The organism is Pseudomonas sp. Marseille-QA0892 (genome assembly GCF_054950135.1).
The window spans coordinates 4,273,192-4,296,892 of sequence record NZ_CM143104.1 but is presented as its reverse complement, the minus strand read 5'-3'; the positions used below and the strand labels follow the sequence as shown (position 1 = coordinate 4,296,892).

General features: G+C 61.1%; 19 protein-coding genes. 15 read left to right on the top strand and 4 right to left on the bottom strand.

Going from position 1 to position 23,701, the window contains the following annotated elements:
- Nucleotides 1–32 precede the first annotated feature (32 nt).
- Nucleotides 33–704, bottom strand: coding sequence for a heme exporter protein CcmB (gene ccmB, locus ACY8D3_RS19865; RefSeq protein WP_462380556.1), 672 nt, complete (start codon nt 702–704; stop codon nt 33–35).
- Complete coding sequence (gene ccmA, locus ACY8D3_RS19860) at nt 701–1,333, bottom strand: cytochrome c biogenesis heme-transporting ATPase CcmA (RefSeq protein ID WP_462380555.1); 633 nt, start codon at nt 1,331–1,333, stop codon at nt 701–703. Before ccmA ends, ccmB begins: the two co-directional genes overlap by 4 nt.
- A gap of 562 nt (nt 1,334–1,895) precedes the next feature.
- Between ccmA and ACY8D3_RS19855 the strand changes: the two genes are divergently transcribed.
- From ACY8D3_RS19855 to ACY8D3_RS19845, 3 genes are read left to right on the top strand one after another with little or no spacing between them, the layout of a single operon-like run.
- Entirely contained in the window at nt 1,896–2,615 is a 720-nt protein-coding gene (locus ACY8D3_RS19855) for a gluconate 2-dehydrogenase subunit 3 family protein (RefSeq protein ID WP_462380554.1), read from the top strand.
- Between the two features lie 39 nt (nt 2,616–2,654).
- Nucleotides 2,655–4,424 (top strand): GMC family oxidoreductase, encoded by a 1,770-nt coding sequence (locus tag ACY8D3_RS19850; RefSeq protein WP_462380553.1) that lies wholly within the window; start codon nt 2,655–2,657, stop codon nt 4,422–4,424.
- A gap of 11 nt (nt 4,425–4,435) precedes the next feature.
- A complete protein-coding gene (locus tag ACY8D3_RS19845; protein WP_462380552.1) occupies nt 4,436–5,806 on the top strand; it encodes a c-type cytochrome in 1,371 nt (456 codons plus the stop codon).
- A gap of 201 nt (nt 5,807–6,007) precedes the next feature.
- Here the strand turns inward: ACY8D3_RS19845 and ACY8D3_RS19840 are convergent, their stop codons facing one another.
- The gene (locus tag ACY8D3_RS19840) at nt 6,008–7,837 is read right to left on the bottom strand and encodes an NAD(P)/FAD-dependent oxidoreductase (protein WP_462380551.1); all 1,830 of its coding nucleotides are present in this window, start codon (nt 7,835–7,837) and stop codon (nt 6,008–6,010) included.
- A 280-nt stretch (nt 7,838–8,117) separates the two neighbouring features.
- Between ACY8D3_RS19840 and ACY8D3_RS19835 the strand changes: the two genes are divergently transcribed.
- The 5 genes from ACY8D3_RS19835 (at nt 8,118) to rfbC (ending at nt 14,276) form a co-directional block, all read left to right on the top strand.
- Nucleotides 8,118–10,007: a sigma-54-dependent Fis family transcriptional regulator gene (locus ACY8D3_RS19835; RefSeq protein WP_462380550.1), complete on the top strand. Its 1,890-nt coding sequence runs from the start codon at nt 8,118–8,120 to the stop codon at nt 10,005–10,007.
- Nucleotides 10,008–10,291: 284 nt separating this feature from the next.
- Nucleotides 10,292–11,335: an NAD-dependent epimerase/dehydratase family protein gene (locus tag ACY8D3_RS19830; RefSeq protein ID WP_462380549.1), complete on the top strand. Its 1,044-nt coding sequence runs from the start codon at nt 10,292–10,294 to the stop codon at nt 11,333–11,335.
- 81 nt (nt 11,336–11,416) lie between these two features.
- Nucleotides 11,417–12,196, top strand: coding sequence for a glucose-1-phosphate cytidylyltransferase (gene rfbF, locus ACY8D3_RS19825; RefSeq protein ID WP_462380548.1), 780 nt, complete (start codon nt 11,417–11,419; stop codon nt 12,194–12,196).
- 195 nt (nt 12,197–12,391) lie between these two features.
- The gene (locus ACY8D3_RS19820; RefSeq protein ID WP_462380547.1) at nt 12,392–13,702 is read left to right on the top strand and encodes an NAD(P)H-dependent oxidoreductase; all 1,311 of its coding nucleotides are present in this window, start codon (nt 12,392–12,394) and stop codon (nt 13,700–13,702) included.
- Between the two features lie 25 nt (nt 13,703–13,727).
- Entirely contained in the window at nt 13,728–14,276 is a 549-nt protein-coding gene (gene rfbC / locus ACY8D3_RS19815; protein ID WP_462380546.1) for a dTDP-4-dehydrorhamnose 3,5-epimerase, read from the top strand.
- A gap of 113 nt (nt 14,277–14,389) precedes the next feature.
- On the opposite strand, the gene ACY8D3_RS19810 is transcribed toward rfbC, so the two are convergent.
- Complete coding sequence (locus tag ACY8D3_RS19810; protein ID WP_462380545.1) at nt 14,390–15,406, bottom strand: glycosyltransferase family 2 protein; 1,017 nt, start codon at nt 15,404–15,406, stop codon at nt 14,390–14,392.
- A gap of 519 nt (nt 15,407–15,925) precedes the next feature.
- On the opposite strand from ACY8D3_RS19810, the gene ACY8D3_RS19805 reads away from it, so the two are divergent.
- From ACY8D3_RS19805 to ACY8D3_RS19775, 7 genes are all read left to right on the top strand, one after another.
- Nucleotides 15,926–16,420 carry a transcriptional activator RfaH gene (locus ACY8D3_RS19805; protein ID WP_462380544.1) on the top strand — a complete coding sequence of 165 codons (495 nt, stop codon included), beginning with the start codon at nt 15,926–15,928 and terminating at the stop codon, nt 16,418–16,420.
- Between the two features lie 209 nt (nt 16,421–16,629).
- Nucleotides 16,630–17,097, top strand: coding sequence for a hypothetical protein (locus tag ACY8D3_RS19800; RefSeq protein WP_462380543.1), 468 nt, complete (start codon nt 16,630–16,632; stop codon nt 17,095–17,097).
- A 51-nt stretch (nt 17,098–17,148) separates the two neighbouring features.
- Nucleotides 17,149–18,360 carry an outer membrane beta-barrel protein gene (locus ACY8D3_RS19795; RefSeq protein ID WP_462380542.1) on the top strand — a complete coding sequence of 404 codons (1,212 nt, stop codon included), beginning with the start codon at nt 17,149–17,151 and terminating at the stop codon, nt 18,358–18,360.
- Nucleotides 18,361–18,459: 99 nt separating this feature from the next.
- The gene (locus tag ACY8D3_RS19790; RefSeq protein ID WP_462380541.1) at nt 18,460–18,996 is read left to right on the top strand and encodes a polysaccharide biosynthesis/export family protein; all 537 of its coding nucleotides are present in this window, start codon (nt 18,460–18,462) and stop codon (nt 18,994–18,996) included.
- Nucleotides 18,996–21,212 carry a GumC family protein gene (locus ACY8D3_RS19785; RefSeq protein ID WP_462380540.1) on the top strand — a complete coding sequence of 739 codons (2,217 nt, stop codon included), beginning with the start codon at nt 18,996–18,998 and terminating at the stop codon, nt 21,210–21,212. Before ACY8D3_RS19790 ends, ACY8D3_RS19785 begins: the two co-directional genes overlap by 1 nt.
- A 295-nt stretch (nt 21,213–21,507) precedes the next feature.
- Entirely contained in the window at nt 21,508–22,239 is a 732-nt protein-coding gene (locus ACY8D3_RS19780) for a hypothetical protein (RefSeq protein WP_462380539.1), read from the top strand.
- On the top strand, nt 22,236–23,627 hold the full coding sequence (locus tag ACY8D3_RS19775) for an undecaprenyl-phosphate glucose phosphotransferase (RefSeq protein ID WP_462380538.1): 1,392 nt from the start codon (nt 22,236–22,238) through the stop codon (nt 23,625–23,627). Before ACY8D3_RS19780 ends, ACY8D3_RS19775 begins: the two co-directional genes overlap by 4 nt.
- The last annotated feature ends 74 nt before the right edge of the window (nt 23,628–23,701 follow it).

Genomic DNA, 23,701 nt, shown 5'->3' with positions numbered 1-23,701 from the left:
GCATTCAGTGCCTGTTCGAAATAGGGTTTGATTCATTCGCCTACGCTGATGGCCAGCCCGGTTGCGATGGCGAACGGCGCCAGCGTGATCGTCAATACCAGCAGGCTGCCCAGCCACAACAGGTAACCTGCGACCGGCAAGCCCTGCAGGCTCGCCTGAAGTGCACCGCTGCCCAGGATCAGTACCGGGATGTACAGCGGCAGGATCAACAACGCGAGCAATACGCCGCCGCGCTTGAGCCCTACGGTCAGTGCCGCACCGATGGCGCCCACGAGGCTCAGTATGGGTGTACCGAGCAATAACGACGCCAGCAGCACCGGCAGGCATCGCCCGGGCAGGCCCAGCATCAACGCCACCAGCGGTGCCAGCAGCACCAGTGCCAACCCGGAGAACAGCCAGTGCGCCACTATCTTCGCTAGGGCCAGCAACGGCAGCGGCTGAGACGACACCACCCACTGCTCGAGCGAGCCGTCTTCGTAGTCACTGCGAAAAAGGCCATCGAGCGACAGCAGCACCGCCAGCAATGCGGCCACCCAGATCAGCCCCGGCGACAACGTCTGCAGCAACTGCATTTGCGGTCCGATCGCCAACGGGAACAGCGCTATCACGATGCCGAAGAACACGAGCGGGTTGGCCAGCTCAGCGGGACGGCGGTACAGCAGCGTCATTTCTCGGCGCAGGGACGCCATGAACATGCCGTTCATGACGTGGTTTGTCCGAGCGATAGGGTTCGGTAGTTCTGCGCCCTGCTGCTCAAGGCATGGTGGGTCGTCAGAACAGCCAAGCCACCCTGCTCGCAGTGCGCGACCAGATGGCGCTCGAGGAAATCAGTCGTGGCGGCGTCCAGCGCTGTGAAGGGCTCGTCAAGGATCCATAACGGCGGCGGATCAAGAAACAGCCGCGCCAAAGCCACGCGGCGCTGCTGCCCTGCCGAAAGCGTGTAGCAAGGCACGTCCTCGAACCCTCGAAGACCTACCTGATCCAGCGCACGCGTGATGCGCTGCCTGTCGCCTGAGGCATGCAATGAGCCAAGCCAGGCCAGGTTTTCCTCTGCCGTCAGCAGGCCATTGATAGCCGATGCATGGCCGATCCACAGCAGATCTCTGGAGCGATTCGAAGCACGCCCCAGCGCCGACCCTCGCAGCCGTACCTCGCCATCAGCCGGCCGCATCAGTCCACTGAGCAATCGCAGTAGGCTGCTCTTTCCGCTGCCATTCGGTCCGGTCACGTGAAGCATTTCGCCTGGATACAACGCGATGGCGAGGCCCTCGAACAATAGGCGATGGTCTCGCTCGCAACTGAGCGAAATGGCTTCGAGGTAAGGGCTATTCACGACACGTTACGGAGCTGGGTAGAGGATGAGCGGCATGAGCAGATCGAGTCGTGTGCGCCCAAAGGCTGTATGTACGGCGCAACAGTGGAAGTCACGGCAAGATCTCATTCGTTCGCTGACTACGTGTCAGGGCAACGGCCGAAGCGGCTTGCATGTCGAACGCAACGGTGCGACAGCGTACCGTCTTGACACCTAGCAAGAAACTAATTGTTACACATTTGGCACAAACTGTTACCATCGGAAACCCGTGATGAGCCGGTCCCAGACCTGCCCAGTGTTGTGCAAAGTGATCCATCGTTCGGCGCGCCAGTATAAACGAGACGAAACAGAGCAGCAGTGAAGCCGCCGGATACGTTTCGGTCCATGTTGGAAAAACCACCGTCCGCTGTCCCACAGGGCGCTCGCCGCTCCTCGGATAGCTGACGCCACGTTCCAACCAGCTTCGCCCCAGAGGGCGGCCTGCCGCTTTTCGTTTTTCTCGGCGCAATCTGCTGATCTTGTTCCCTGTGATGGGATCGCCTCGTCCGGACTCCCAAAGAGCCGAAAACAGGTAGCCCCCTTCATGTTGTTGTCCAAGCAAACGTCACGGAGAAAGTTTCTGCTTTCGTCGTTGATCGCATTGCCTGCGCTGGGTGTGTCCATCAAAGGACTAAGCGCAGCTGTCGCCGCCGAGATGATCGCGCCGAGCCTAGACGCCTATGCCCCTACGTTCTTCAGTGCCGATGAATGGGCGTTCATCATGGCCGCCTGCGATCGGCTGATTCCCGCCGACGGCCGTGGCCCTGGCGCAATTGAAACCAACGTCCCGGTCTTCCTCGACCAGCAGTTGGCCCACGATCTTGGTAGCGATATCTACCTCGAAGGCCCGTTCGATTTGAACGCACCCGCGACGCTGGGCTACCAGATTCCCTACCTGCCTCAACAGATCTATCGCAATGGCATCAAGGCTGCGGATGCCTGGTGCGACGAGAACCACGGCAAGCGTTTCGCCGCACTGGACCGCGCCACCCAGGATGCAGTCCTGACCAAGCTCCAGGCAGGCGAGGTGGATTTCACCGCGTTCGGTGAAGACATCCTCAAGTCGACGCAATTCTTCAATGAAGTCCTCGCCAACTCGCAGCAAGGCTACCTGGCCGATCCGATCTACGGCGGCAACAAGGGCATGAAGGCGTGGATCGCCATTGGCTTTCCCGGCGCACGCGCGAGCTACCTGGAGTGGGTCACGCAGCACAACGTGAAGTACCCGCTCGGACCGGTCAGCCTCAACGGCGACCGCGCCTGATCCCCCATTCGTACAGCGTCCCACGCAAGCAAGGTTTTTATGGCAAACATCACCAATGACGAAGTCGACGTAGTTGTCGTCGGCCTCGGCTGGGCTGGCTCCCTGATGAGCATCGAACTCGCTCAAGCCGGCCTGAAAGTACGCGCGCTCGAGCGTGGCGAAGATCGCAGCAACGCCGATTTCGCGTATCCGAAACCCGCCGACCAATACGCCTATGGCGTACGAAACAAGATCATGGTCACCCCGAAGGACGGCGCGCTGACCGTGCGGCACAACATGAACAGCACGGCGTTGCCGACTCGCAAATGGGGTGCCTTCGTCCCAGGCACCGGCGTGGGCGGTTCGGGCCTGCACTGGACCGGTGTACTAATCCGTCCGACGCCGACAGACCTGAAGCTCAAGACCTACGCGGATCAAGCCTACAAGCCCGGCGTTCTCCAGGAAGACATGCGCCTGGGCGACTTCCCCTTCACCTGGGATGAAATCGAGCCCTACCTCGACAAGTTCGACAACATCTGCGGCCTCTCCGCCAAAACGGGCAACCTGCGCGGCCAGATCTTCGAGGGCGGCGACCCCTTCGAAGGCCCGCGTTCCAACCCGGCACCGCTGCCGCCGATGGAAGATACGCTGAACTGCTCCATGTTCGCGGAAGCGGCACGCAAGCTCGGGTATCACCCCTTCCCGAACCCGTCCGCCAACGTGACGCGCGCCTGGAAAAACCCTTACGGCAACCAGATCGCACCGTGCAACTACTGCGGCTATTGCAGCAAGTATCCGTGCCTGAACTACTCCAAGGCCTCGCCTCAGACGGCGGTCATGGATGCGCTCAAGGGCATGGACAACTTTGACTACCGCGTGAACGCAAACGTCCTCAAGGTGGAGTTGCATCCGGATGGCAAGACCGCACGAGGCGTGACCTACGCGGATGCTGACGGCAACATCGTTTTCCAGCCCGCGAAGATCGTCGTGCTGGCGGGCTTCCAGTTCGTCAACGTGCGTCTGATGCTGCTGTCGGGTATTGGCAAGCCGTACGACCCGATTACCGAGACGGGCACCATCGGCCGTAACTACGCCTACCTCAGCAATGGCGGCACCACCCTGTTCTTCAAGGACAAGCACTTCAACCCATTCGCCACAGCGGGCGCGACCGGGCAGATGTTCAACGATGTCTCGCCAGGCAACTACGACGGTAATGCGCTCGGCTTCATCGGCGGCGCGAAGATCCACAGCTCGCAAGCCACCGGGACGCCAATCGGCACGGCATTGCCAACAGGCACACCGAAGTGGGGCCAGGGCTGGAAGGAAGGCATGCAGGACTGGTACGGCCATTCCATGAAGATCAGCATCTCCACCGGCTGCATGTCCTATCGCGGGCACTTCCTGGACCTGGACCCCACCTACAAGGACCCATGGGGCCAGCCGCTGCTGCGCATCACCTTCGACTGGAAGCAGAACGAACTGAAGCTCCAGCAGCACCTGCGCAAGATCGTTATGGACATCACCCAGGAGCTGAACCCGGACAGCTACTCCGAAAGCTTCCTGTCGATGGACTCGCATTGGGACATCACCAAGTACGTGTCTACCCACAACGTGGGCGGCGCGGTGATGGGCGAAACGCCAGAAACGAGCGCGCTGAATCGTTACCTGCAGAGCTGGGACGTTCATAACGTCTTCGTCCCGGGTGGCAACGCGTTCCCGCAGAACTTCCAGTCCAACCCGACCGCGCTTATCGGGGCGCTCACGCTGTTCTCGGCACAAGCCATCAAGGAGCAGTACCTGAAAAACCCCGGCCCGCTGGTACAGGCATAAGGAACTGCCAGATGAAAAACAGATCCCGTTCCATCCTGTTCATCGTGCTGGCGGTTGCAGCTGTGCTGGCATTGCTGGCATGGGCGATCAGCATGGTGCTCAACCGCTCCGGTGATCCCGACGCCAAGATGACGCACGCCGTCACGCCCGAGCTTGTCGGCAAGGGCGAATACCTCGCCCGCGCCGGCGACTGCGTGGCCTGCCACACCAGCCACGGAGGAAAGCCGTTCGCCGGTGGCCTGGGTATCGAGTCGCCAATCGGTACGATCTACTCCACCAACATCACGCCGGACAAAAAGACGGGTATCGGCGACTGGACCTACGGCGAGTTCGAGCGCGCTGTACGCCGTGGCATCAACCATGACGGCAGCGCGCTGTACCCGGCGATGCCGTTCCCGTCCTATGCGCGCGTAACGGATGAGGACATGGAGGCGTTGTATGCGTACTTCATGCAGGGTATTGCGCCGGTCGAGCAGGCGAACAAGGCCAACGATATTCCCTGGCCGCTGTCGATCCGCTGGCCCCTGGCTTACTGGCGGACGTTCTTCTCGCCCCTGCCCGACGCTGCAGCCAAATCGGTGGCCGCGTCCGTCAAGGATTCCCACGCGCAAATCGCGCGTGGTGCCTACCTGGTACAAGGGCTTGGCCACTGCGGTTCCTGCCATACGCCCCGCGCGGTGACAATGCAGGAAAAAGGCCTGGACGAGAGTAACGACGCCTACCTTACCGGCGGCGAACTCAATGCGTGGGCGGTGCCGTCCATTCGTGGCATGGCGCGCTGGTCGCAGGAAGAGATCGTCGACTACCTGGGCACGGGCCGAAATGCCAAGGCCTCGGTTGCCGGTGAGATGACGGATGTCGTGGCCAACAGCACGTCGCACATGTCCGACGAGGACCTGAATGCAATGGCGGCCTATCTGAAGTCACTCGCGACCGGGGAAAAACCCGCTGCACAGCCTGCGCAAAGCAACGCCACGACGAGCAAGCTGACCGCCGCGAAGGACCTGACGCTGGGCGAACGCCTGTACCTGGATAACTGCAACGCGTGCCACTTCGTTTCCGGCGAGGGTGCACCCCATGTGTTCCCGCAGCTGGACGGTGCCTCGGTGATCAACGCCGACAATCCGACCGCGCTTATCCATGTGATCCTGGCGGGCGCCCAGACGCCATCCACGGAACGCGCGCCAGCAGTACTGCCGATGCCAGGCTTCGCCTACCGGATGAATGATGACGAAGTTGCAGAGCTCGCCACCTTCCTCCGTCAGGGCTGGTCCAACGAGGCGCCAGCGGTAACCGCGGCTCAGGTGCACGATGTCCGCAGCACGCTGGAAAAGCACGACAAGCAAGTCAAACGCACCGTAGAGCCCACCGACGGTCGTTGATGGGCTCGCGGCCGGAAGCCATCGGGACGGTGCCGCCTTGCGGTTGCCGCTCGATGGTTATCCGGTTGCAACCGTGTCACCGCAAGGCCGGCACGGCGTCGCTCTTCCTCGGGAAGGTCGCTCGACCTAGCCAACCGTCTGCCCAGCGGCCAATCCGAACCGTACCAAGACAAGACGGGCGCGATCCCTGCGCCGCTGCCGTCAGCCCTGGTGGTGACTCGGTGCCAAGGCGTAGACCGGAGTGTCCAGGCCTTCGAAGCGTGCTTTGAGCTGCAACGCCAGATACAGCGAGTAGTGTCGCGACTGGTGCAGATTGCCACCGTGGAACCACAGGTTTTCCTGTTGCGTGGGCTTCCACATGTTGCGCAGCTCACCTTCGTAGGGGCCCGGATCCTTGGTTGTGCCGGAGCCCAGCCCCCAACAGCGTCCCACCTTGTCTGCTACATCCTGCGAGATGAGCCTGGCGGCCCATCCGTTCATGGACCCGTAGCCTGTGGCATAGACGATCAGATCGGCTGGCAGGCGCGTGCCATCCGTGAGCACCACGGCATCTTCCTCAAGGTGATCCACCCCTAGCCCCGGCGCGCTTTTGAGCTTGATGGTGCCGTTGGCGATCAGCTCCGACGCGCCAACGTCGATGTAGTACCCCGAGCCGCGCCGTACGTATTTCATGAAGAGCCCGGATTCATCGTCGCCGAAGTCGAGCATGAAGCCAGCGTTCGCCAAGCGCTCATAGAATTCCTTGTCTCGTGCTTTTACAGCGTCGAATGCCTGTTTGTGAAACGTCGGCATGACCTTGTAAGGGATCGAGGCGAAGAGCATGTCGGCCTTGTCGGTCGTCATGCCCTGCTCCAGCGCATCTTCGGAGTAGAGCGGCCCGAAGACCTCTTCCATCAGCGTGTCCGAGCGCACGATATGCGTACTGGAGCGCTGCACCATCGTGACGTCGGTTCCGTTTTCGACAAGGTCAGCACAGATGTCATGCGCCGAATTGTTCGAGCCAATCACTACGGCGCGCTTGCCACGCCACGCATCGCCGCCTGGGTGGCGGCTCGAGTGGTGTTGCTGGCCCTTGAAGCGGTCCGCGCCAGGATACTGGGGTACGTTTGGCACGCCTGACATACCGGTCGCCAGGATCAATTGGGTGGGTCGCAGCACCAGGCGCTCGCCGTCACGTTCAACCTCGACGGTCCATTGGCCTGCCTGCGTGTCGTAGCTCGCTCTCACGCACTCCGTGCGCGGCCAGTAGTTTAGCTCCATGACCTTCGTGTACATCTCAAGCCAGTCGCCAATCTGGTCCTTGGGGGTGAACACCGGCCAGTGATCGGGGAAAGGCAGATACGGCATATGGTCGTACCAGACCGGGTCGTGCAGGCAGAGTGACTTGTATCGGCCACGCCACTGATCGCCCGGACGATCAGCCTTGTCCACGATGAGCGTCGGCACACCCAGACGCTTGAGACGGGCGCCGAGCCCCAACCCACCCTGCCCGCCGCCGATGATCAGGCAATACGGCTGCGTCGTGATTCCGAGCGAGGCTTCCTCGTCACGGCGGCGTTCGAGCCAATTACGCTTGTCGGCATGGCCGTGGCCGTGCACCGCGCCTATCGGCCGACGGCGCCCTGTCGGTTCCTCATGCCCTTTGAGTTCACGCATGGCGGTCAGGAGCGTCCAGCACAAGCCATCCTTGAGGCGGACATAGCCCTTGCCGCGCGCCACATCGGTTTCCAGGCTAATCCAGCCCTCCAGCACGCCGTCCTTGAATGTCGCGTCGCCCTCCAGGCGCCACTGCTCCGGACGGGTGGCTTCGAGGCGCGCTTCGAGCATGTCACGAATGACCGGTTTGCCTTCAAGGGTGACAAGGTTCCAGCTGAACAGGACGAGATCACGCCAGTAGCATTCCTCGGCGAACAGTTCGAGCGTGCCATCCAGATCGCGCTCGGCCAGCCGTTGACCGAGCGTTTCGACCCAGCGCGCCAGCTCGTCCGTTGGTGTTTGCAAGGCCGGTGGGGTTTCGACTGCGATGTTCATGGGTGTTTCTCCGTTCTTGTTGTTGTCGTGCCCGATCACGCGCCGTACATCGCGGCTCGGCAACGCGTCTGCCTGCACCCTCCCAGCAAGGCGCGCGCCACCTTCCACAGGTGCCCGCCGCAGAGCGGTTCGACCAGGAAGGCTCACGGCGTGCTTCGCATGGACTGTCACGTATGTGGTGTGTCACAGGATGACAAACTGTCACGGCGGGCAGGCGAGCGGCTTTTCATCTAGGCTGTCGAGATAGCCCACCGTCGCACGTGCTGGGAGAACAACAAGAATGTCATCCGCCCTGATCAGCGCCCACGCGCACCATGTCCTGCAGGCCGTGCACGGTCTGACCCACTGTGATCCGAATGCAATCGACCCTGCGATCACCCGATCCTGGCGCCGCTGTGTCGACCAGCATCAGCTTGATCCCGGTACCCGCCAGGCCCCTTGTGTCATCGAACACCCACGGCTGAAAGACCATCGGGCGCCCCTGGAACACGTCATCGCGGCCGCCCGCTGGCAAATGAATAATCTCCACGGGCAACTCGGCCGCGACGGCCACGTAATACTGCTCACGGACGCGCGCGGCGTGGTGATCGACAGTGTCTACAACGATGCCGAGCGCGCCGCGTTTCAGCAGGCAGGGCTTTGGCTCGGCGCGGTGTGGCGCGAGGAATGCGAAGGCACGAATGGCGTTGGCATGTGCCTGGTCGAGCGCCAGCAGGTCACGATCCATCGTGGCGAGCATTTCCGTGGTCGCCACGCTGGGCTGACCTGCACGGCGAGCCCCATTTTCGATGGGGCCGGCAATGTACTCGCCGTGCTCAATGTCTCTTCGGCGCGCATATCGGAAACGCCGCAGGCCCGCTTCCACGCGATGGCGCTGACGAACCTGTCGGCAAAGCTCATTGAAAGCTGCTATTTCCTTCAACACGACCCGCGCAGCTATCTGCTGCGCTTGCATCCAGACCCCGGCTTCGTTGGGCTGCTTGGCGAAGGGTTGATCCATCTCGATGACAATGGCCTCATTGCATCGGCCAACGACGCCGCCCTGGCCCTGCTGGGTGCTGACCGCCCTTTGGTGGTAGGTCAGCCAACCACTCGCCTGATAGGCCTCACCCTGGAACAGCTGGCAGCGCAGGCGCACACGTCCCCGGCCCATGCCTGGCCGATCCGTCTGGCGGATGGCCGCACGCTTCATGCTCAGCTTCGCTTTCCGCTGGCGACGCCTCGACCGGCCAAGAACAGGGCGATGCCCAGCGTAAAATCTGACTGTTGCCTCGAAGATCCCACGTTACGCAAAGGCTTCGGGCAAGCGTTGCGCGTTCTTGAACATGACGTTTCGGTCTTTCTGCACGGCGAAACCGGTACTGGCAAGGAGGCCTTCGCCGCTGCGCTGCATCGGGCCAGCAGCCGCGCCAAGCGGCCTTTTGTGGCGATCAACTGCGCCGCCATTCCCGAGGCGTTGATCGAGAGCGAACTGTTCGGTTATCGAGGCGGCAGCTTCATGGGCGCACGTAAGGAGGGGATGGTCGGTAAGCTGGAGCAGGCGCACGGCGGCATCCTGTTCCTCGATGAAATAGGTGACATGCCAATTGCGCTGCAGACACGCCTGCTTCGCGTGCTTGAAGAGCGGCAGGTCGTGCCGCTGGGTGGCGCGAGCGCCCGTGCCCTCGATATCCGAGTCATCTGCGCCAGTCACCAGGATCTGCATGTCGCCGTCGAGCAGGGCACGTTCCGCAATGACCTACTCTTCCGGTTGGCCGGCTTCACCGTCAGGCTCCCACCGCTACGGGAGCGAGCCGACAAGGCAGCGCTCATCCAGGCACTCTTCGGTCAGGAGGCGGCGGGTAAGGCGCTGCAGTTGACGTCCGACGCACGTGCGTCGCTTGCCGCACAGCCTTGGCCCGGCAACGTCCGTCAGCTCCGGATGGCGCTTCGCACACTGATCGCCCTATGCGAAGCGGCGGTAATAACGGCAGATGATGTCGCGAATGTGCTGCGCTCCGCACCAACGCGTACCGTGCCCGCCGCACCGCTGGCCGCCGCCGAGCGGGATACGCTCCTCGCACTGGCGGAAGAGGAACGATGGCACATGAGTCGTGTCGCAGAACGGCTGGGTGTAAGCCGCAATACCCTTTATCGAAAATTGCGCGCGCACGGCATTTGCCGTCGATAAGGGGACGCGGCGGATCCGCGGGACATCCGTCGAACCCAGGACACGGTGCCAAAGACCCTTACGTCACACTTCGAAAAAATTTTTCATGACCGGCGATCGATTTGGAAAGACGCTTGTCATAACGGTGCCTCAGAACGGCAACACTTGGTGACGTCTCTGGCAACCGTTCCGGGAGCCGCTTGTCGCGTTCAAGGAACTAATGACTCTACTTTCCCATCCATGCGAAGGGTGGGAAGACCCCACCGAATTTAGCGCCACGGGCGCAGGCGCAAGGAGGCCCTCTAGTGAAGAAGATTCTTATCGTCGGCAATATGGGTTATGTGGGTCCTTCCGTAGTGAAGGAACTCGCGGAAAAACACCCCGACGCCATTCTCCACGGTTTCGACAACGCCTATTTCGGCCACTGCCTCACCGGCTCCGGCATGCTTCCCGAGCGTCTGCTGGACAAGCAATTCTACGGTGACGTCCGCGAACTCACTGCCGAACGCCTGCAAGGTTATGACGCCGTAGTCGAACTCGCGGCGGTCTCGAACGACCCCATGGGTAGCCGCTTCGCCGAAGTGACTGCCGACATCAACCAGAACGCAGTCGTCAGCATTGCCAAGGCCTCGGCCGAAGCGGGCGTAAAGAACTTCGTCTTTGCCTCCAGCTGCAGCGTCTACGGCGTTGCCCTGGGCGCCCCGCGCACCGAGCGCGATGAAGTCGCACCCATCACGGCCTATGCCAAGTCCAAGATTGGTGCCGAAGACCAGCTGGCCGACATTCCTGGCGACATGGTCATCACCTGTCTGCGTTTCGCCACTGCATGCGGCATGTCCGACCGACTGCGCCTCGATCTGGTCCTGAACGACTTCGTTGCCTGCGCACTGAGCGAAGGCAAGATCACCGTGCTCAGCGACGGTTCGCCATGGCGCCCACTGATCGATGTCAAGGACATGGCGCGCGCCATCGACTGGGCCGTAGGGCGCCCGGCCGATAACGGCGGCCGTTACCTGCGCATCAACACCGGCAACAACGAACGCAACCATCAGGTCCGCGATCTGGCGAACGCCGTTGCCGCTGCCGTTCCAGGCACCACGGTCAGCATCAACACCGACGCACCGGTCGACAGCCGCTCCTACCAGGTCGATTTCAGCCTGTTCAAAGAACTTGCGCCGAACCACCAGCCAGTGATGACGCTGGACGATTCCATCCAGGGCCTGATCGAAGGCCTGAAGCGCATGAAGTTCTCCGATAGCCAGTTCCGGACTTCGCCACTGATGCGCCTGCACGTATTGCAGGGCCACATCGGTGAGGGTCGGCTGTCCGAGCAACTCGTCTGGCAATAAGCCAGCCGCGCATGCGGTAGCAACAAGGGGTCGGACCACGGCCCCTTCCCTCTCCGATAACTTCGTACATGGAAGGCATACATGAAAGTCGCAATCTTTGCGGGTGGCTTCGGCACCCGGCTGAGCGAAGAAACGTCCATTCGACCTAAACCGATGGTCGAAGTGGGCGGTCGCCCGATCCTCTGGCACATCATGAAGATGTACGCGCACCACGGCCTGAAGGACTTCGTCGTACTCGGCGGATACAAGGTCGACTACATCCGCGACTACTTCCTCAACTACCGTGGCACGCGGACCGACTACACCATCGATCTCAAGACCGGGCACGTCGACTGGCTGCAGGCCACCAATGAAGATTGGCGCGTGACCGTACTCGATACCGGCCCGGACAGCATGACCGGCGGCCGCCTGAAGCGCGCGCGTCATGTCCTGGGCAACGAGCCGTTCTGCCTCACCTACGGTGACGGCGTAAGCGACGTGAATATCCCGCACCTCATCGAAAGCCACCGCGCGTCGAAGAACTGGTGCACCCTCACCGCCGTCGTCCAGCCCGGCCGCTACGGCTCGCTGCGCCTGAGCGAGAACGGCAAGCACGTCGAAGGCTTCCGTGAGAAGGGCGCCACTGACGGCGGCCTGATCAACGGTGGGTTCTTCGTCTGCGAACCGGAAGTCTTCGAAATGATCGATGACGACCAGACGACCTGGGAAAACGAGCCCATGGATCGCATGGTCGCGCAGGACAAACTGGGTAGCTACATCCACGAAGGCTACTGGCAGAGCATGGACTCGCTGCGCGACAAGATGGTGCTCGAAGGCCTCTGGGAAAAGGGCAACGCGCCCTGGAAAGTCTGGCAGGACTGATGTCGTTTCGAGCGCCCTGTGAAGGCTTTAGCAACCCTGGGCACTCATTCGCTTTTCGTTGTAACCGTTGCTCCCCCGCGCGGAACCCGGCCAGGCGTCGCGCCGATCCTGCTGGACATCAGTCCGGTAGCGTCGACGCTCTCCCCTGGCTTTCTTTTGCGGTGGACAAGGATTCAAGACGCCCAAGGAGGCTTCATGATAATCGTCGATACCGCCCTCGCCCGCCGTCAGGCAGAAGGCAAACCGATTCGCGTCGGCATGATCGGCGCTGGTTTCCAGGCCAGCGGCATCGCACTCCAGATTCTGACTTCCACGCCCGGCATGACGCTGTGCGCGGTAGCCAACCGCAACATCGCGCCCGCCTTCGGCGTGTATGACCAGGCCGGCATCGAGCCGGTCCGCTGCGAAACCCAGGCCGAGATCGAAGCCGCGATCGCTGCGGGCCGCCCCGCCGTGACCGAAGATGCCGTCGCGCTCGCAAAAGCCGAAGGCCTTGACGCCATCATCGAAGTGACCGGCTCCATCGAGTTCGCCGCGCACGCGATTCTCGCCGCCATCGAAACCGGCAAGCATGTTGTCCAGATGAATGCCGAACTCGACGGCACTATTGGCCCGATCCTCAAGGCCAAAGCTGATGCCGCAGGCGTGGTCTACACCTTCTCGGATGGTGACCAGCCAGGCGTGCAGATGAACCTGTACCGCTTCGCCGCCGGCATCGGCGTACGCCCCATTCTGTGCGGCAACATCAAGGGCCTGCACGACCCGTACCGTAACCCGACGACCCAGGAAGCATTTGCCAAGCGCTGGGGCCAGAAGCCCGCGATGGTGGCTTCCTTCGCCGACGGCACGAAGATCTCTTTCGAGCAGGCCATCGTCGCCAACGGCACCGGCATGCAGGTTGCGCGTCGGGGCATGATCGGCCCGGACTTCTCCGGTGGCGATCCGGGCGCTCCGCTGGTACCGATCGAGCAAACGGTTCAGGCGTTCGAAGAACACATCGACCCGAACGGCCCCGGCATCGTGGACTACGTGGTGGGCGCGCGCCCGGGCCCAGGCGTCTTCGTCCTCGGCACCATCGAGAACGCCCGTCAGCGTCACTACCTCGAGCTCTACAAGCTGGGCAAGGGACCGTACTACTGCTTCTACACGCCCTACCACCTGTGCCACTTCGAAGTCCCGACATCCGTCGCTCGTGCCGTCCTGTTCCAGGACCCGGTACTGACACCGGACGGCGGTCCGAAGGTGGGCGTCATCGCCGTCGCCAAGAAGGATCTCGCCGAAGGTGAGACCATTCAGGATTTCGGCGGCTACGAGGTCTATGGCGTGGCCGAGAACATGGATGCGGTACGTGCCGAAAATCTGCTGCCAGTCGGACTGGCCCTGGGTTGCACGCTCAAGCATGGCGTACCGAAAGACAAGCCGCTGACCTTCGATGACGTGGTCATCCCGGCCGGCCGCCTGGTCGATACGCTTTACGCCGAGCAAGAACGCATGTTTGCCCGCTGATAGCGGGCTTCAACGGAGAGATTCGATGAAATTCCATCAGACAGAACTCAAGGACGCCTGGCTCATCGAGCTGGAAAAGCGTGGTGACGACCGTGGCTTTTTCGCGCGGACCATGTGCCAGGAAGAGTTCGCCAAGCACGGCATGGTTACGCAGTTCGTTCAGCAGAACATGTCCGTCTCGGCCCACAAGGGCACGCTTCGTGGCCTGCACTACCAGCTGCGACCGAACGCCGAAGCGAAGCTGATCCGCTGCCTGCGTGGCGCGATCATCGACATCATTGTCGATATCCGCGAGGACTCGCCGACCTACCTGAAACATCAGGCGTTCGAGCTGACTGATACCAATATGCATCAGTTGTACGTACCGCCGGGCTTTGCCCACTCGTTCCAGACCCTGACGGATGACGTGGAAGTGAGCTACCTGGTTTCCGCGCCGTATACGCCCTCCGCCGAGCGCGGGCTGCGCTACAACGATGAGCAGCTGGGCATCGAATGGCCGCTACCGGTTACGACCATCTCCGACAAAGACGCGGCCTGGCCGTTGATCTCGGAGCGTACGGACCCGCTGTTCTGACCAGGCGGAAATAGAAAAGGGAGCCAGATGGCTCCCTTTTTTTGTTTTTGCCCATCGTCCGCGCATAGCGCTAAGCGGGCCCGGCGGCAGGCGCCGCCGGTTACTCAGCCGCGTCAGGCTCCCTGCAACATACCGACGACCTGGGGCTGCTCGTCATTGGCCGGTTTTTCAGGGATCACTGGCTGAAAAGGCGAGCGCACCGTGATACCCAGGGTCTCGATCGGTGCGTCAGCCGCATCGATCGCAGGGTTGAAGCCAATGCTGGACACCAGTCCATGCATTACGACCGATGCCTTGCCAAACTGCCCCCGCAGCGCAAGCCGGCCGAATAGCTTCAATTTGCCCCAGATGAATGTGCATACCTTGGCCTTGCGCCCGTACTTGCGCAGCACATAGATCTGATTACGGACGTGATAGCGGTGGTAGCGGATACGCGCCGGGTTCTCTTCGGTCAGGATGCTCAGGGTCCCGCTCTTCTGACGCAGGTGCTGGACCTTGCTTGCACCAACCAGAAAACCTGGCGATTTCCGGCTGATGCGCATGGTGTACTCGGAATCCTCACCCCAGATAAACATGCCTGCCATTGGCACGCCGTACTCGGTCAGGCTTGCGCGTGGCACCAGAATCGATACGAACGTTGCACGGGCGACCGGCACCAGGCCGTGCTCGACCAGCGCTGGCCAGCGCTCATAACCGACTTTGTTGAGACGAGCATCGCAGGCAGGGGCGTTGGTGACTTCGCCTTCCTCGGTGAACGCCGTCGAGAGCACGAAGGAATGATCCACTTCCTTTCGCTTCAGCATCGTCTCGGCATTCATCAACTGCTCGAGCGCATCAGGGTCGGGGATGACGTCGTCATCCATCATCCAGACGTAATCGGCGCCGGCCTGGTAGGCGAGACGAAAACCTGCATTGAAGCCACCCGCAGCGCCTATATTCTTCGACAGCACATAAAACTTGAGCCCCGGAAACGCGGCTTCGGCCAGCATCTGCTCGGTACCGTCGGTACTGGCATTGTCCACAACGATGACGCCGTCGCATTTGTGCGTTTGCGCGTACACCGCCTTCAGGCAGCGTTCGAGCAACTCTTTACGGTTATAGGTAAGCACTACGGCGTAGATTTTCTGCATGGCAACCTTCCTTGAAAGACCATCATAGAATCGCGGCGTCTGATAGGACGGCTTAGGACTCAGTCATTCCGTATGAAAAGGGAGTGACACGACGGTAACGGCTATTGAGGCCTCGATGCCCTGACCGAGACCTCCTGGGCAAAACCTTCGACAGGCCGTCGCTCTGACCGTTCTAATGAGGATGTGCTCCGCTCGTCAGAAAATTATTTTTCCTTTCACAGGCGCCACGTCTCGTCACCAAACGCTGTCCTCTGCCGAGCTCATTGGCGCAGCGACTGCAAGGGAGGCCGCAAACAGCGCTGGCCTGGCCTGCGGTGGATGCGTAACTCAGCGTCAGCTTGGCTGCGCTGCGATAGCGCAGTTTTGATGACACCCGCCCGAGCGGCTCCTCGTCACATTTCCAAATCGTGAACTTTCGATTTCGCGAAGTGGTCACAGCACCCATGGAATAGGCCTGAATTGATCTGGCCTTCATCGGGACCACGTCCGCGACGAGTAGTAACAGTGCAAGGAGTGCTTATGTTTCGATCTTCGGCCAATGCCGAATGGGCCTGGTATGTCATCCAGTGCAAGCCGCGTCAGGAGATGCGCGCGCTGGAACACCTGACACGGCAATCGTTCGAAACCTACTGCCCGATCATCCCTAGCCGCAAGGCCACCGGGGCGCAAGCGTCGTCACAGCCCCTCTTCCCTGGTTATCTCTTCGTCTACCTCGCAGCGGAAACCAACTGGTCGTCGCTGCGCGCGACCCGTGGTGTCGCGCGCGTCGTGGCATTCAACGGCCAGCCGTGCCCCGTCAGTGATGAACTCATTGCGGGTATTCGACAGCGCTGCGCCGCGTCCATCCAGGCCTCGCTGACGCCCTACACCTACGGCGCGCAAGAAAACCGGCCGTGCCCGGACATGGACGCGCTGTTCAAGGTAGCCGATGGCACACAGCGAGTGGTTCTACTGATGAACATGCTCGCGCACCCATCCGCGGTGATGGCCCCAATAATGAGTCTTTCAGCCTGACGCTGAAGGCCCTACTCGAATATCGATTTCCCTGCAGCCCGCCATGGCGGAATGCAGTTGCTTGTATCGCCTCTGGAAGTTGGCCCATGGGCGGTAGCGTGCCGAAGGGCACCTTTCAGCCAGTCCGCTGTCCAAGTCGCGCTTCCGGACTTCTGGCAGCCGAAAGGGCAAGTGCGCCAACAGCAGCCGTCAGACAAAGGATGTTGATCATGCGTAAGACCATATTTGCCGTAGCTGTAAGCATGGCCCTTTCTGCAGGCCATGCATTCGCCCAGACCGCCGAGCCGGTAGTCCAGTGCGAACAGCCCGCCGAAGCGTTTGTACCGAAGGGTGCCGATGCCGCGGCACTCGAACGTACCGTGACCGACTGGGTAAAGCGATGCGACGGAAATGCGGCGGAAATCGTCGGCGCTGCGGTAACCCTATATCCTGACCAGGCTGTAACTGTGGCGAAAGCCGCATTTACAGCAGCACCGGATCAACTAAACGAGATTATCGAGGTCATAGCCAGCCTGGCGCCCGACCAACTCGAGCTCGTGGTTGCCGCGTTGACCGAAGAGCAACCGACCGCCGCAGGCGCGCGGGAGTCACGCTTCGGCACGGGGCAGGATGTGGCACTCCCCGCAGGTGGATCCGGTGGCGGCTCGGCAGTTCGCACGACGGCCAGCGCGAGCTGACGTCGCAGAGCCATGCCAACACTTTCCTATTAATTAGAACGGATTCAACAGATGAAGTTACCCAAGCTACTCGCCGCCTCTGTTGTCGGCACCGTCTCGGCCAACGCAATGGCCATCGAACCCGCGAGCATGAACATCCAGGGTTTCGAGTTCACCCCCACGCTCCAGGTAAGCGAGTCCTACGATGACAACATCCGGGCTCGTCGCAGTGACAAGACCTCCTCGTGGATTACCACAATCAACCCGACGTTCCTGCTCAGCGCCGAAGACCGCAACAGCGCTTATCAGCTCGAATACAGTCTCAGCAGGGATATCTATCACTCCGATTCTAAAGCTACCAATACGGACCACCACCTGGTCCTGCGTAGCGTCATGGAGTTCACGTCCCGTCACCGCCTGGATTGGAACCTGCAATACCACCGCGTCGAAGATGTCGCGGACAAGTTCTATTGGATGAACGACAACCCGGTCGACGGCGATAACAGCACCGAGTACATTGTTCAGTCAACGGACGAGAACGACAAATACAGCCGGGCGCTTGCCGGTGCTACCTACACCTTTGGCGCGCGCGAAGCTCAAAACCAGCTAGCGTTTGGCGCTAACTACGAGGCCCGTCGCTATTACAACGGCGGCGGACTGAATGATGACCGTGAATTCGACAGCACACAGTTCAACACCGTCTGGTACCACCGCCTGGGCGCACGTACCCGTACGCTGCTCGAAGGCCGTATCACCGACTATGACTACAAGCTGAGCTCGGCCCGCCGCGATAGCACCAACTACGCGATTCTGGGTGGTGCGACATGGGACGCGACCGCGAAGACCTCGGGTACGGTTCGACTGGGCGCACAGCGCAAGAACTTCGACAGCAGCACGCGTAGCGACTACACCACGCCGATGTGGGAAGTGGGGGTCGCGTACAGCCCGCGCACCTACTCCACGTTCCGTCTGACCAGCCGTCGCGCCTTCGACGAAGGCGACAGCGGCGCAAGCACCGTGCGCACCCAGACCACCGCGCTGGGCTGGAAACACGAATGGTCGCCGTTCATCAGCACCGAACTGGAATACCGCGTCGCCGACCGTGAGTACAAGAGCTCTGGCCGTGATGACGACCTGACTGCCTATGGCGCGGGTATCACCTACTCGCCCGTACGCTGGGTAGACGTAACGCTCGGCTACCGCCACCTGGACAACGACTCGAACGTCGATTTCCGCAACTACAAACGCAACATTTACACACTGGGCGTCGCGCTCAGTCTCTGACCATTGTTGGGAACGAAGGGCCGCACAAGCGGTCCTTCTATCCCGGTCTGAGTTTCGCCGGTTCCATTGGGAGACACCCGTCAAGGAGGGAATGATCTTATGTCTGCGAAAACCGTCATTCGTGCGCTATCGCTGTTGTTCATGATGTGCCTGGCGGGCTACGGCCACGCTAACGCTCAGTACAAGTTAAGTTCCGGCGATATTCTAAAAATCCATGTATTCGGTGAGCCCGATCTCAGCTATGACGAGATCCGACTCAACGACGCTGGCACCTTCACCTATCCCTTCATCGGCGAGATCGACGCCAGCGGCAAAACGCCGGGCCAGATCCAGCGCCTCATCGCCGAAGAACTGCAGAAAGGCTTCTTGGTCGATCCTCGCGTATCGGTCAGCGTCATCACCTACCGCGAGTTCTACATCAGCGGTGAAGTGAAAGCGCCTGGTGGCTATCCCTATCAGCCTGGCTTGACCCTGGACCGCGCCATCGCGCTGGCCGGCGGCCTGACCGAGCGCGCATCCACCAAGCGAATCACCATCATCCGTGGCTCCGACTCCGATCGTAAGATCGAGAAAGCCACCCTTAGCAGCCAGGTATCGCCCGGCGACACCATCACTATCGAGCAGGGATTCTTTTGATGAACAGCCCAGTTCGCACCGACCTGCCCTGGCAGGTGCAATCGTCCGAGGACGATAGCGACTACATCGACCTCAAGCGCATCTGGCGAGCCATCTGGTCCCGCAAGCTCAGCATTCTGTCACTCGTAGCCATCATCACCATGCTGGCCGCGCTCGTGGTCATGAGCATGGCGCCAACCTATCGCGGCACCAGCTCGGTGATGATCGAGAGCCGCAACAACCAGGTCATCAACTTCCAGCCGACCTATGACGCCGGTAATCAGATCAGCGAGTATCTGCAAACGCAGCTCGGCCTGATCAAGAGCCGCGGCGTCGCAGAGCGCGTTGTGCGTGAACTGAACCTGACCGAGCATCCTGATCTCGATCCGCGCCAGCAGCCCGCGCCGCTGATCGACTTCTCGGCCATCGTCAGCTGGGTCCGCAACCTGTTCAGCGATGACGAATTCGGCGGCAACAAGGCAGCGACCGAAGCCGAGATCTTTGACCACGTCGTCAACAACCTCATGGCACGTACCAGCGCGACCATCGAAGGCAAGAGCCAACTGGTCTATATATCGGTGGACATGGGTGACAGCCTGAGCGCTGCTGCCGCCGCGAACTCGATCGCACAGAACTACATCGACAGCCAGCTCGAAGCGCAGATGGAAATGTCCATGTCGTCGTCGAACTGGATGAATGGCCGTCTAACCGAACTGCGCGCTTCGCTGCAGGAAGCCGAGGATCGCCTGCAGGCCTACCGCGAAGCCGAAGGCCTGGTTGACGTCGGTGGCGTGTCCACCATCAGCGCAAACGAGCTGTCCCTGACGGGCGATCGCATGATCGACGCTGCTCGCCAGCGCGCCGAAGCGCAGAGCCAGTACGATCAGGTTCGTCGCATGGAAAGCCTGGGTTGGGAACGTTTGGCCAGCGTGCCAGCGGTTCTGGGCCATCCGCTGATCCAGCAGTTCAAGGCTGAGCAAGCCCGTGCACGGGCACAGGTGGAAGAAGTCTCGCGCCGCTATGGTGATCGCCACCCTGCGATGGTTGCCGCCCGTACGGAGCTCAGCGCTGCCACTGCCAGCCTCAAGGCACAGGTGGAGCAGGTCGTTGCCGGTATCGAGCGTAACTACCAGCTGGCCGCGGCGAATGAGCAGTCCCTGCGCGCCTCGTTCAACAAGAACAAGGACCAGATCCAGGACATCTCCCGCAAGGAGTTCAAGCTGCGCGAACTGCAGCGCGACGTGGACAGCAACCGTCAGCTCTACGACACCTTCATGACGCGTCTGCGTGAAACCGCTGCCACAGCCGATATGGGCTCGACCAATGCGCGTATCGTTGACAAGGCCATCCCGCCTGCCAAACCTGCCGCGCCGAACAAGCAGCTGATCATTGCCGTTGCCTTCGCGCTGTCGCTGATCATCGGCATCATCGCTGCGCTGGCGCTGGACGTGCTCAACAACACGTTCAAGAGCACCGACGACATCGAGAGCAAGCTCAACCTGCCGGTACTGGGCATCCTGCCGCTGGTCAACCGCAAGCAGGCCAAGCAGGTTCAGCACCTGTTCGAGAAGGGCGAGGACAAACGCTTCTGCGAAGCGGTGCGGACGATCCGTACGAGCATGACACTGGCGGACATGAACAGTCCCAAGCAGGTCGTGGTTGTCACCTCGTCCGTTCCCGGCGAAGGCAAGAGCTCGGTTGCAGCCAACCTGGCCTTCGCCATGGGCCAGCTGCACAAGGTCCTGCTGATCGATGCGGACATGCGCCGCCCGACGATCGCCAAGGCGTTCGACTTCCCGGCCGGTACTCCGGGCCTGGCGAACCTCATGGCAGGCACGGCCAAGGCCGACGACTGCATCCGTACCGTAGGCAGCATCGATATCCTGCCGGCCGGCGTCGTACCGCCGAACCCGCTGGAACTGCTCGCCTCGCCGCGTTTCGCCAAGTTCCTGGAAATGGCGAAGGGTCACTACGAGCGCATCATCATCGACTCCCCGCCAAGCCAGGCGGTGAGCGACTCGGTCCTGCTCTCGACCATCGCCGACTCCGTGGTCTACGTGGTCAAGTCCGAAGCGACTTCGATCCCGCTGGTACAGCGCAGCATTGGTCAGCTTCTGCAGAACAATGCCTCGATCACCGGTGTGATCCTGAACCAGGTGGACATCAAGAAAGCCGCCAAGTACGGCAAGTACGTCGGCTACTACGACCACCACGGCTACAGCGAAGCCAAGGCTTAACAGCCGCCTGGCCGCAGCGCTCGATAGATGAGCGGTGCGGCCCATTCAGCGAGGTGTCCGCCGGCGTTCGTTTCGGCGGCATGCTCCTCGCGAGGGACGCAGAGGCCCAGCCGGGCCACTGCCTCCAACCACCGAGAGCGCACGTCCCCAAGCGCCCATTCGTCGGTGCAACAAACCGGCAACGCACAGCGTTCATCTGCCTACGAGACTCTGCTGATATCCGCTACCGATCAGCGGAATAAGAGGCAGCTTTTGTCGGAAAAATCACATTACGGATGATTTTCGGGAACCAGACATGGAGATCAGTGTCAGCGAATCACGAACTTCGCAAGTGTCGGCGACCGACTTGCCACCGCGTTATCGCTTCGCCGCGATCGCCGGCCTGATTGGCGCCCTCGTCATTGCGGGGCTCGCATTCTCGATGCTTAAGGCAGGGATCGCCAGCTACCGCGCAGAGCGGTATCTGCAGTACTGGGAAACGCTGAAGGAAGCTCCTTCAGAAAGCGCGCGAACAAAAGCCAAAGAAGCCGCGCTCGAGGCCGCCGATTCATACCCGGTCGCCAATGGTGAATACCTCGACCGACTCGGTCGGGTTTATGCCTGGAACAGAGACGCGGCGCCCGACCATGACGACATGGTCGCAGCCCGCATGGCTTTTGAACGATCACTGGAGGCGCGGCCTGATTGGCCCTGGACGTGGGTACGTATGGTCTATGCGAAATGGCAACTCGGCGAAGTCGATGCGTCGTTCAGTCATGCGCTGCAACGCGCCATCGAAACGGGAGGCGGTCATCACGAAGTCGACCGTGAACTTGCCCAGATCGGCTTGCGCGCATGGGCCGACCTCTCCGTCGAGGACCGTGCACGAATCCTGAAGGCGGCCTCTCGCGCAGCGTCGCACAGCTCCGAAATCGCGAAATTCATTTATGCCGTTGCCCAAGGCACCGGTACTACGGCTCCGTTGTGTTGGAGCCTGGCTTCAACCCTCAAGACTCGACAGCAAATCTGCCAGGAGGCGCTTCAATGATTGCTCCACGTACCAATCCTGCGGCCAATCGCCATGGCCTCACGTTCTGGAGTCAATGGTTGTGCGGCATCACGCTGGTCAGCGCAGTGCTTTGCTACCTCGTGATCGATCGCTTCGGTGTGGTCCCTACCGAGTACCGGCTTCTCATAGCACTCACGGTGCTCGGCTCCGTACCGGCTTACATGCTGATGCGCGTGTATCACAAGCGCTACAGCTATGTGTCCGGCCTGCTGCACCTGGCCGGAGGCTGGCTTACCCTTCTGGCTGGCCTTGCCGTCATTGTCTACGCGAGCGCAAGCGTCAACCTGTTCGCAACCGAGATCATCCTTAAATGGGCACTATTGGGCTTCGTCGCTCAGGCTATCGCCTTCGTGCCATTGCGCTACATCGCGATGCTTCACGCCCGCAGGCTGAACCGCGAACGTACCGCCATCATCGTCGGCAGCAGCCCGCGAGCCTATGACCTGGCCGAGCGCCTGCATGCATCCAACCGCATTCCACTGATGGGCATGGTGCCTTCCGCGGAGGAAGACCACACCCGCGACGGCCGTTTCCCAGTGCTTGGCAACCTGCCGAACCTACGTGAAATCACCGAACAGTACGGCGTTCGCCGGGTGTATATCGCCGTGACCCTCGAAGAGATGGCGCGCATCGAGCAGCTTTACCTCGGCCTGCTGGACATGAGCGTGGACGTCGTCTGGGTGCCCGACTTCGGCAACATGCCGCTGCTCAACCAGTCCATGGGGCAGATCGAACAGCTCCCTGCAATCTATCTCAACGAGGCGCCGCTGAGCTCGCACCCGGCGGCAGTGTTTAGCAAAGGCCTTATCGACCGCAGCATCGCCCTCTTGGCCATCCTGGCGCTTAGCCCGCTCCTGATCGGGACTGCGATCGCTGTGAAACTGTCATCGCCCGGCCCTGTCTTCTTCCGCCAGCCACGACACGGCTGGAACGGTGAAGTCATCCAGATCTTCAAATTCCGCTCCATGCGTGTGCACGACGACAACGTGGTCAAGCAGGCAACGCGCAACGATGACCGCGTGACACCCGTTGGGCGCTTCATCCGCCGGACATCTATCGATGAACTGCCACAGCTGTTCAACGTGCTGCGCGGTGAGATGTCCCTGGTGGGCCCGCGTCCGCACGCTGTAACTCATAATGATTTCTACAGCGACAAGATCCTCGCCTACATGGCGCGTCACCGAATCAAGCCCGGCATTACCGGTCTGGCTCAGGTGACCGGCCACCGCGGCGAGACCGAAACGCTGGAAAAGATGCAACAGCGCGTCGAGCAGGACCTGGCGTATATCAACAACTGGTCTCTGTGGCTGGACTTCAAAATCCTTATAAAAACGCCTTTTACGCTGTTCTCACGAAACATCTACTAATCTGCTCGGTCGGATACGGCCTGCCCCACCACGAACCATACCGCCATGCCACGATGGCATGGCGGTTGACGCAA

Coding starts and splice junctions, on each gene's coding strand:
- ccmB (WP_462380556.1), bottom strand. CDS start 704: ATGAACGGCATGTTCATGGCGTCCCTGCGCCGAGAAATGACGCTGCTG.
- ACY8D3_RS19855 (WP_462380554.1), top strand. CDS start 1,896: ATGTTGTTGTCCAAGCAAACGTCACGGAGAAAGTTTCTGCTTTCGTCG.
- ACY8D3_RS19850 (WP_462380553.1), top strand. CDS start 2,655: ATGGCAAACATCACCAATGACGAAGTCGACGTAGTTGTCGTCGGCCTC.
- ACY8D3_RS19845 (WP_462380552.1), top strand. CDS start 4,436: ATGAAAAACAGATCCCGTTCCATCCTGTTCATCGTGCTGGCGGTTGCA.
- ACY8D3_RS19840 (WP_462380551.1), bottom strand. CDS start 7,837: ATGAACATCGCAGTCGAAACCCCACCGGCCTTGCAAACACCAACGGAC.
- ACY8D3_RS19835 (WP_462380550.1), top strand. CDS start 8,118: ATGTCATCCGCCCTGATCAGCGCCCACGCGCACCATGTCCTGCAGGCC.
- rfbF (WP_462380548.1), top strand. CDS start 11,417: ATGAAAGTCGCAATCTTTGCGGGTGGCTTCGGCACCCGGCTGAGCGAA.
- ACY8D3_RS19820 (WP_462380547.1), top strand. CDS start 12,392: ATGATAATCGTCGATACCGCCCTCGCCCGCCGTCAGGCAGAAGGCAAA.
- rfbC (WP_462380546.1), top strand. CDS start 13,728: ATGAAATTCCATCAGACAGAACTCAAGGACGCCTGGCTCATCGAGCTG.
- ACY8D3_RS19810 (WP_462380545.1), bottom strand. CDS start 15,406: ATGCAGAAAATCTACGCCGTAGTGCTTACCTATAACCGTAAAGAGTTG.
- ACY8D3_RS19805 (WP_462380544.1), top strand. CDS start 15,926: ATGTTTCGATCTTCGGCCAATGCCGAATGGGCCTGGTATGTCATCCAG.
- ACY8D3_RS19800 (WP_462380543.1), top strand. CDS start 16,630: ATGCGTAAGACCATATTTGCCGTAGCTGTAAGCATGGCCCTTTCTGCA.
- ACY8D3_RS19795 (WP_462380542.1), top strand. CDS start 17,149: ATGAAGTTACCCAAGCTACTCGCCGCCTCTGTTGTCGGCACCGTCTCG.
- ACY8D3_RS19790 (WP_462380541.1), top strand. CDS start 18,460: ATGTCTGCGAAAACCGTCATTCGTGCGCTATCGCTGTTGTTCATGATG.
- ACY8D3_RS19785 (WP_462380540.1), top strand. CDS start 18,996: ATGAACAGCCCAGTTCGCACCGACCTGCCCTGGCAGGTGCAATCGTCC.
- ACY8D3_RS19780 (WP_462380539.1), top strand. CDS start 21,508: ATGGAGATCAGTGTCAGCGAATCACGAACTTCGCAAGTGTCGGCGACC.
- ACY8D3_RS19775 (WP_462380538.1), top strand. CDS start 22,236: ATGATTGCTCCACGTACCAATCCTGCGGCCAATCGCCATGGCCTCACG.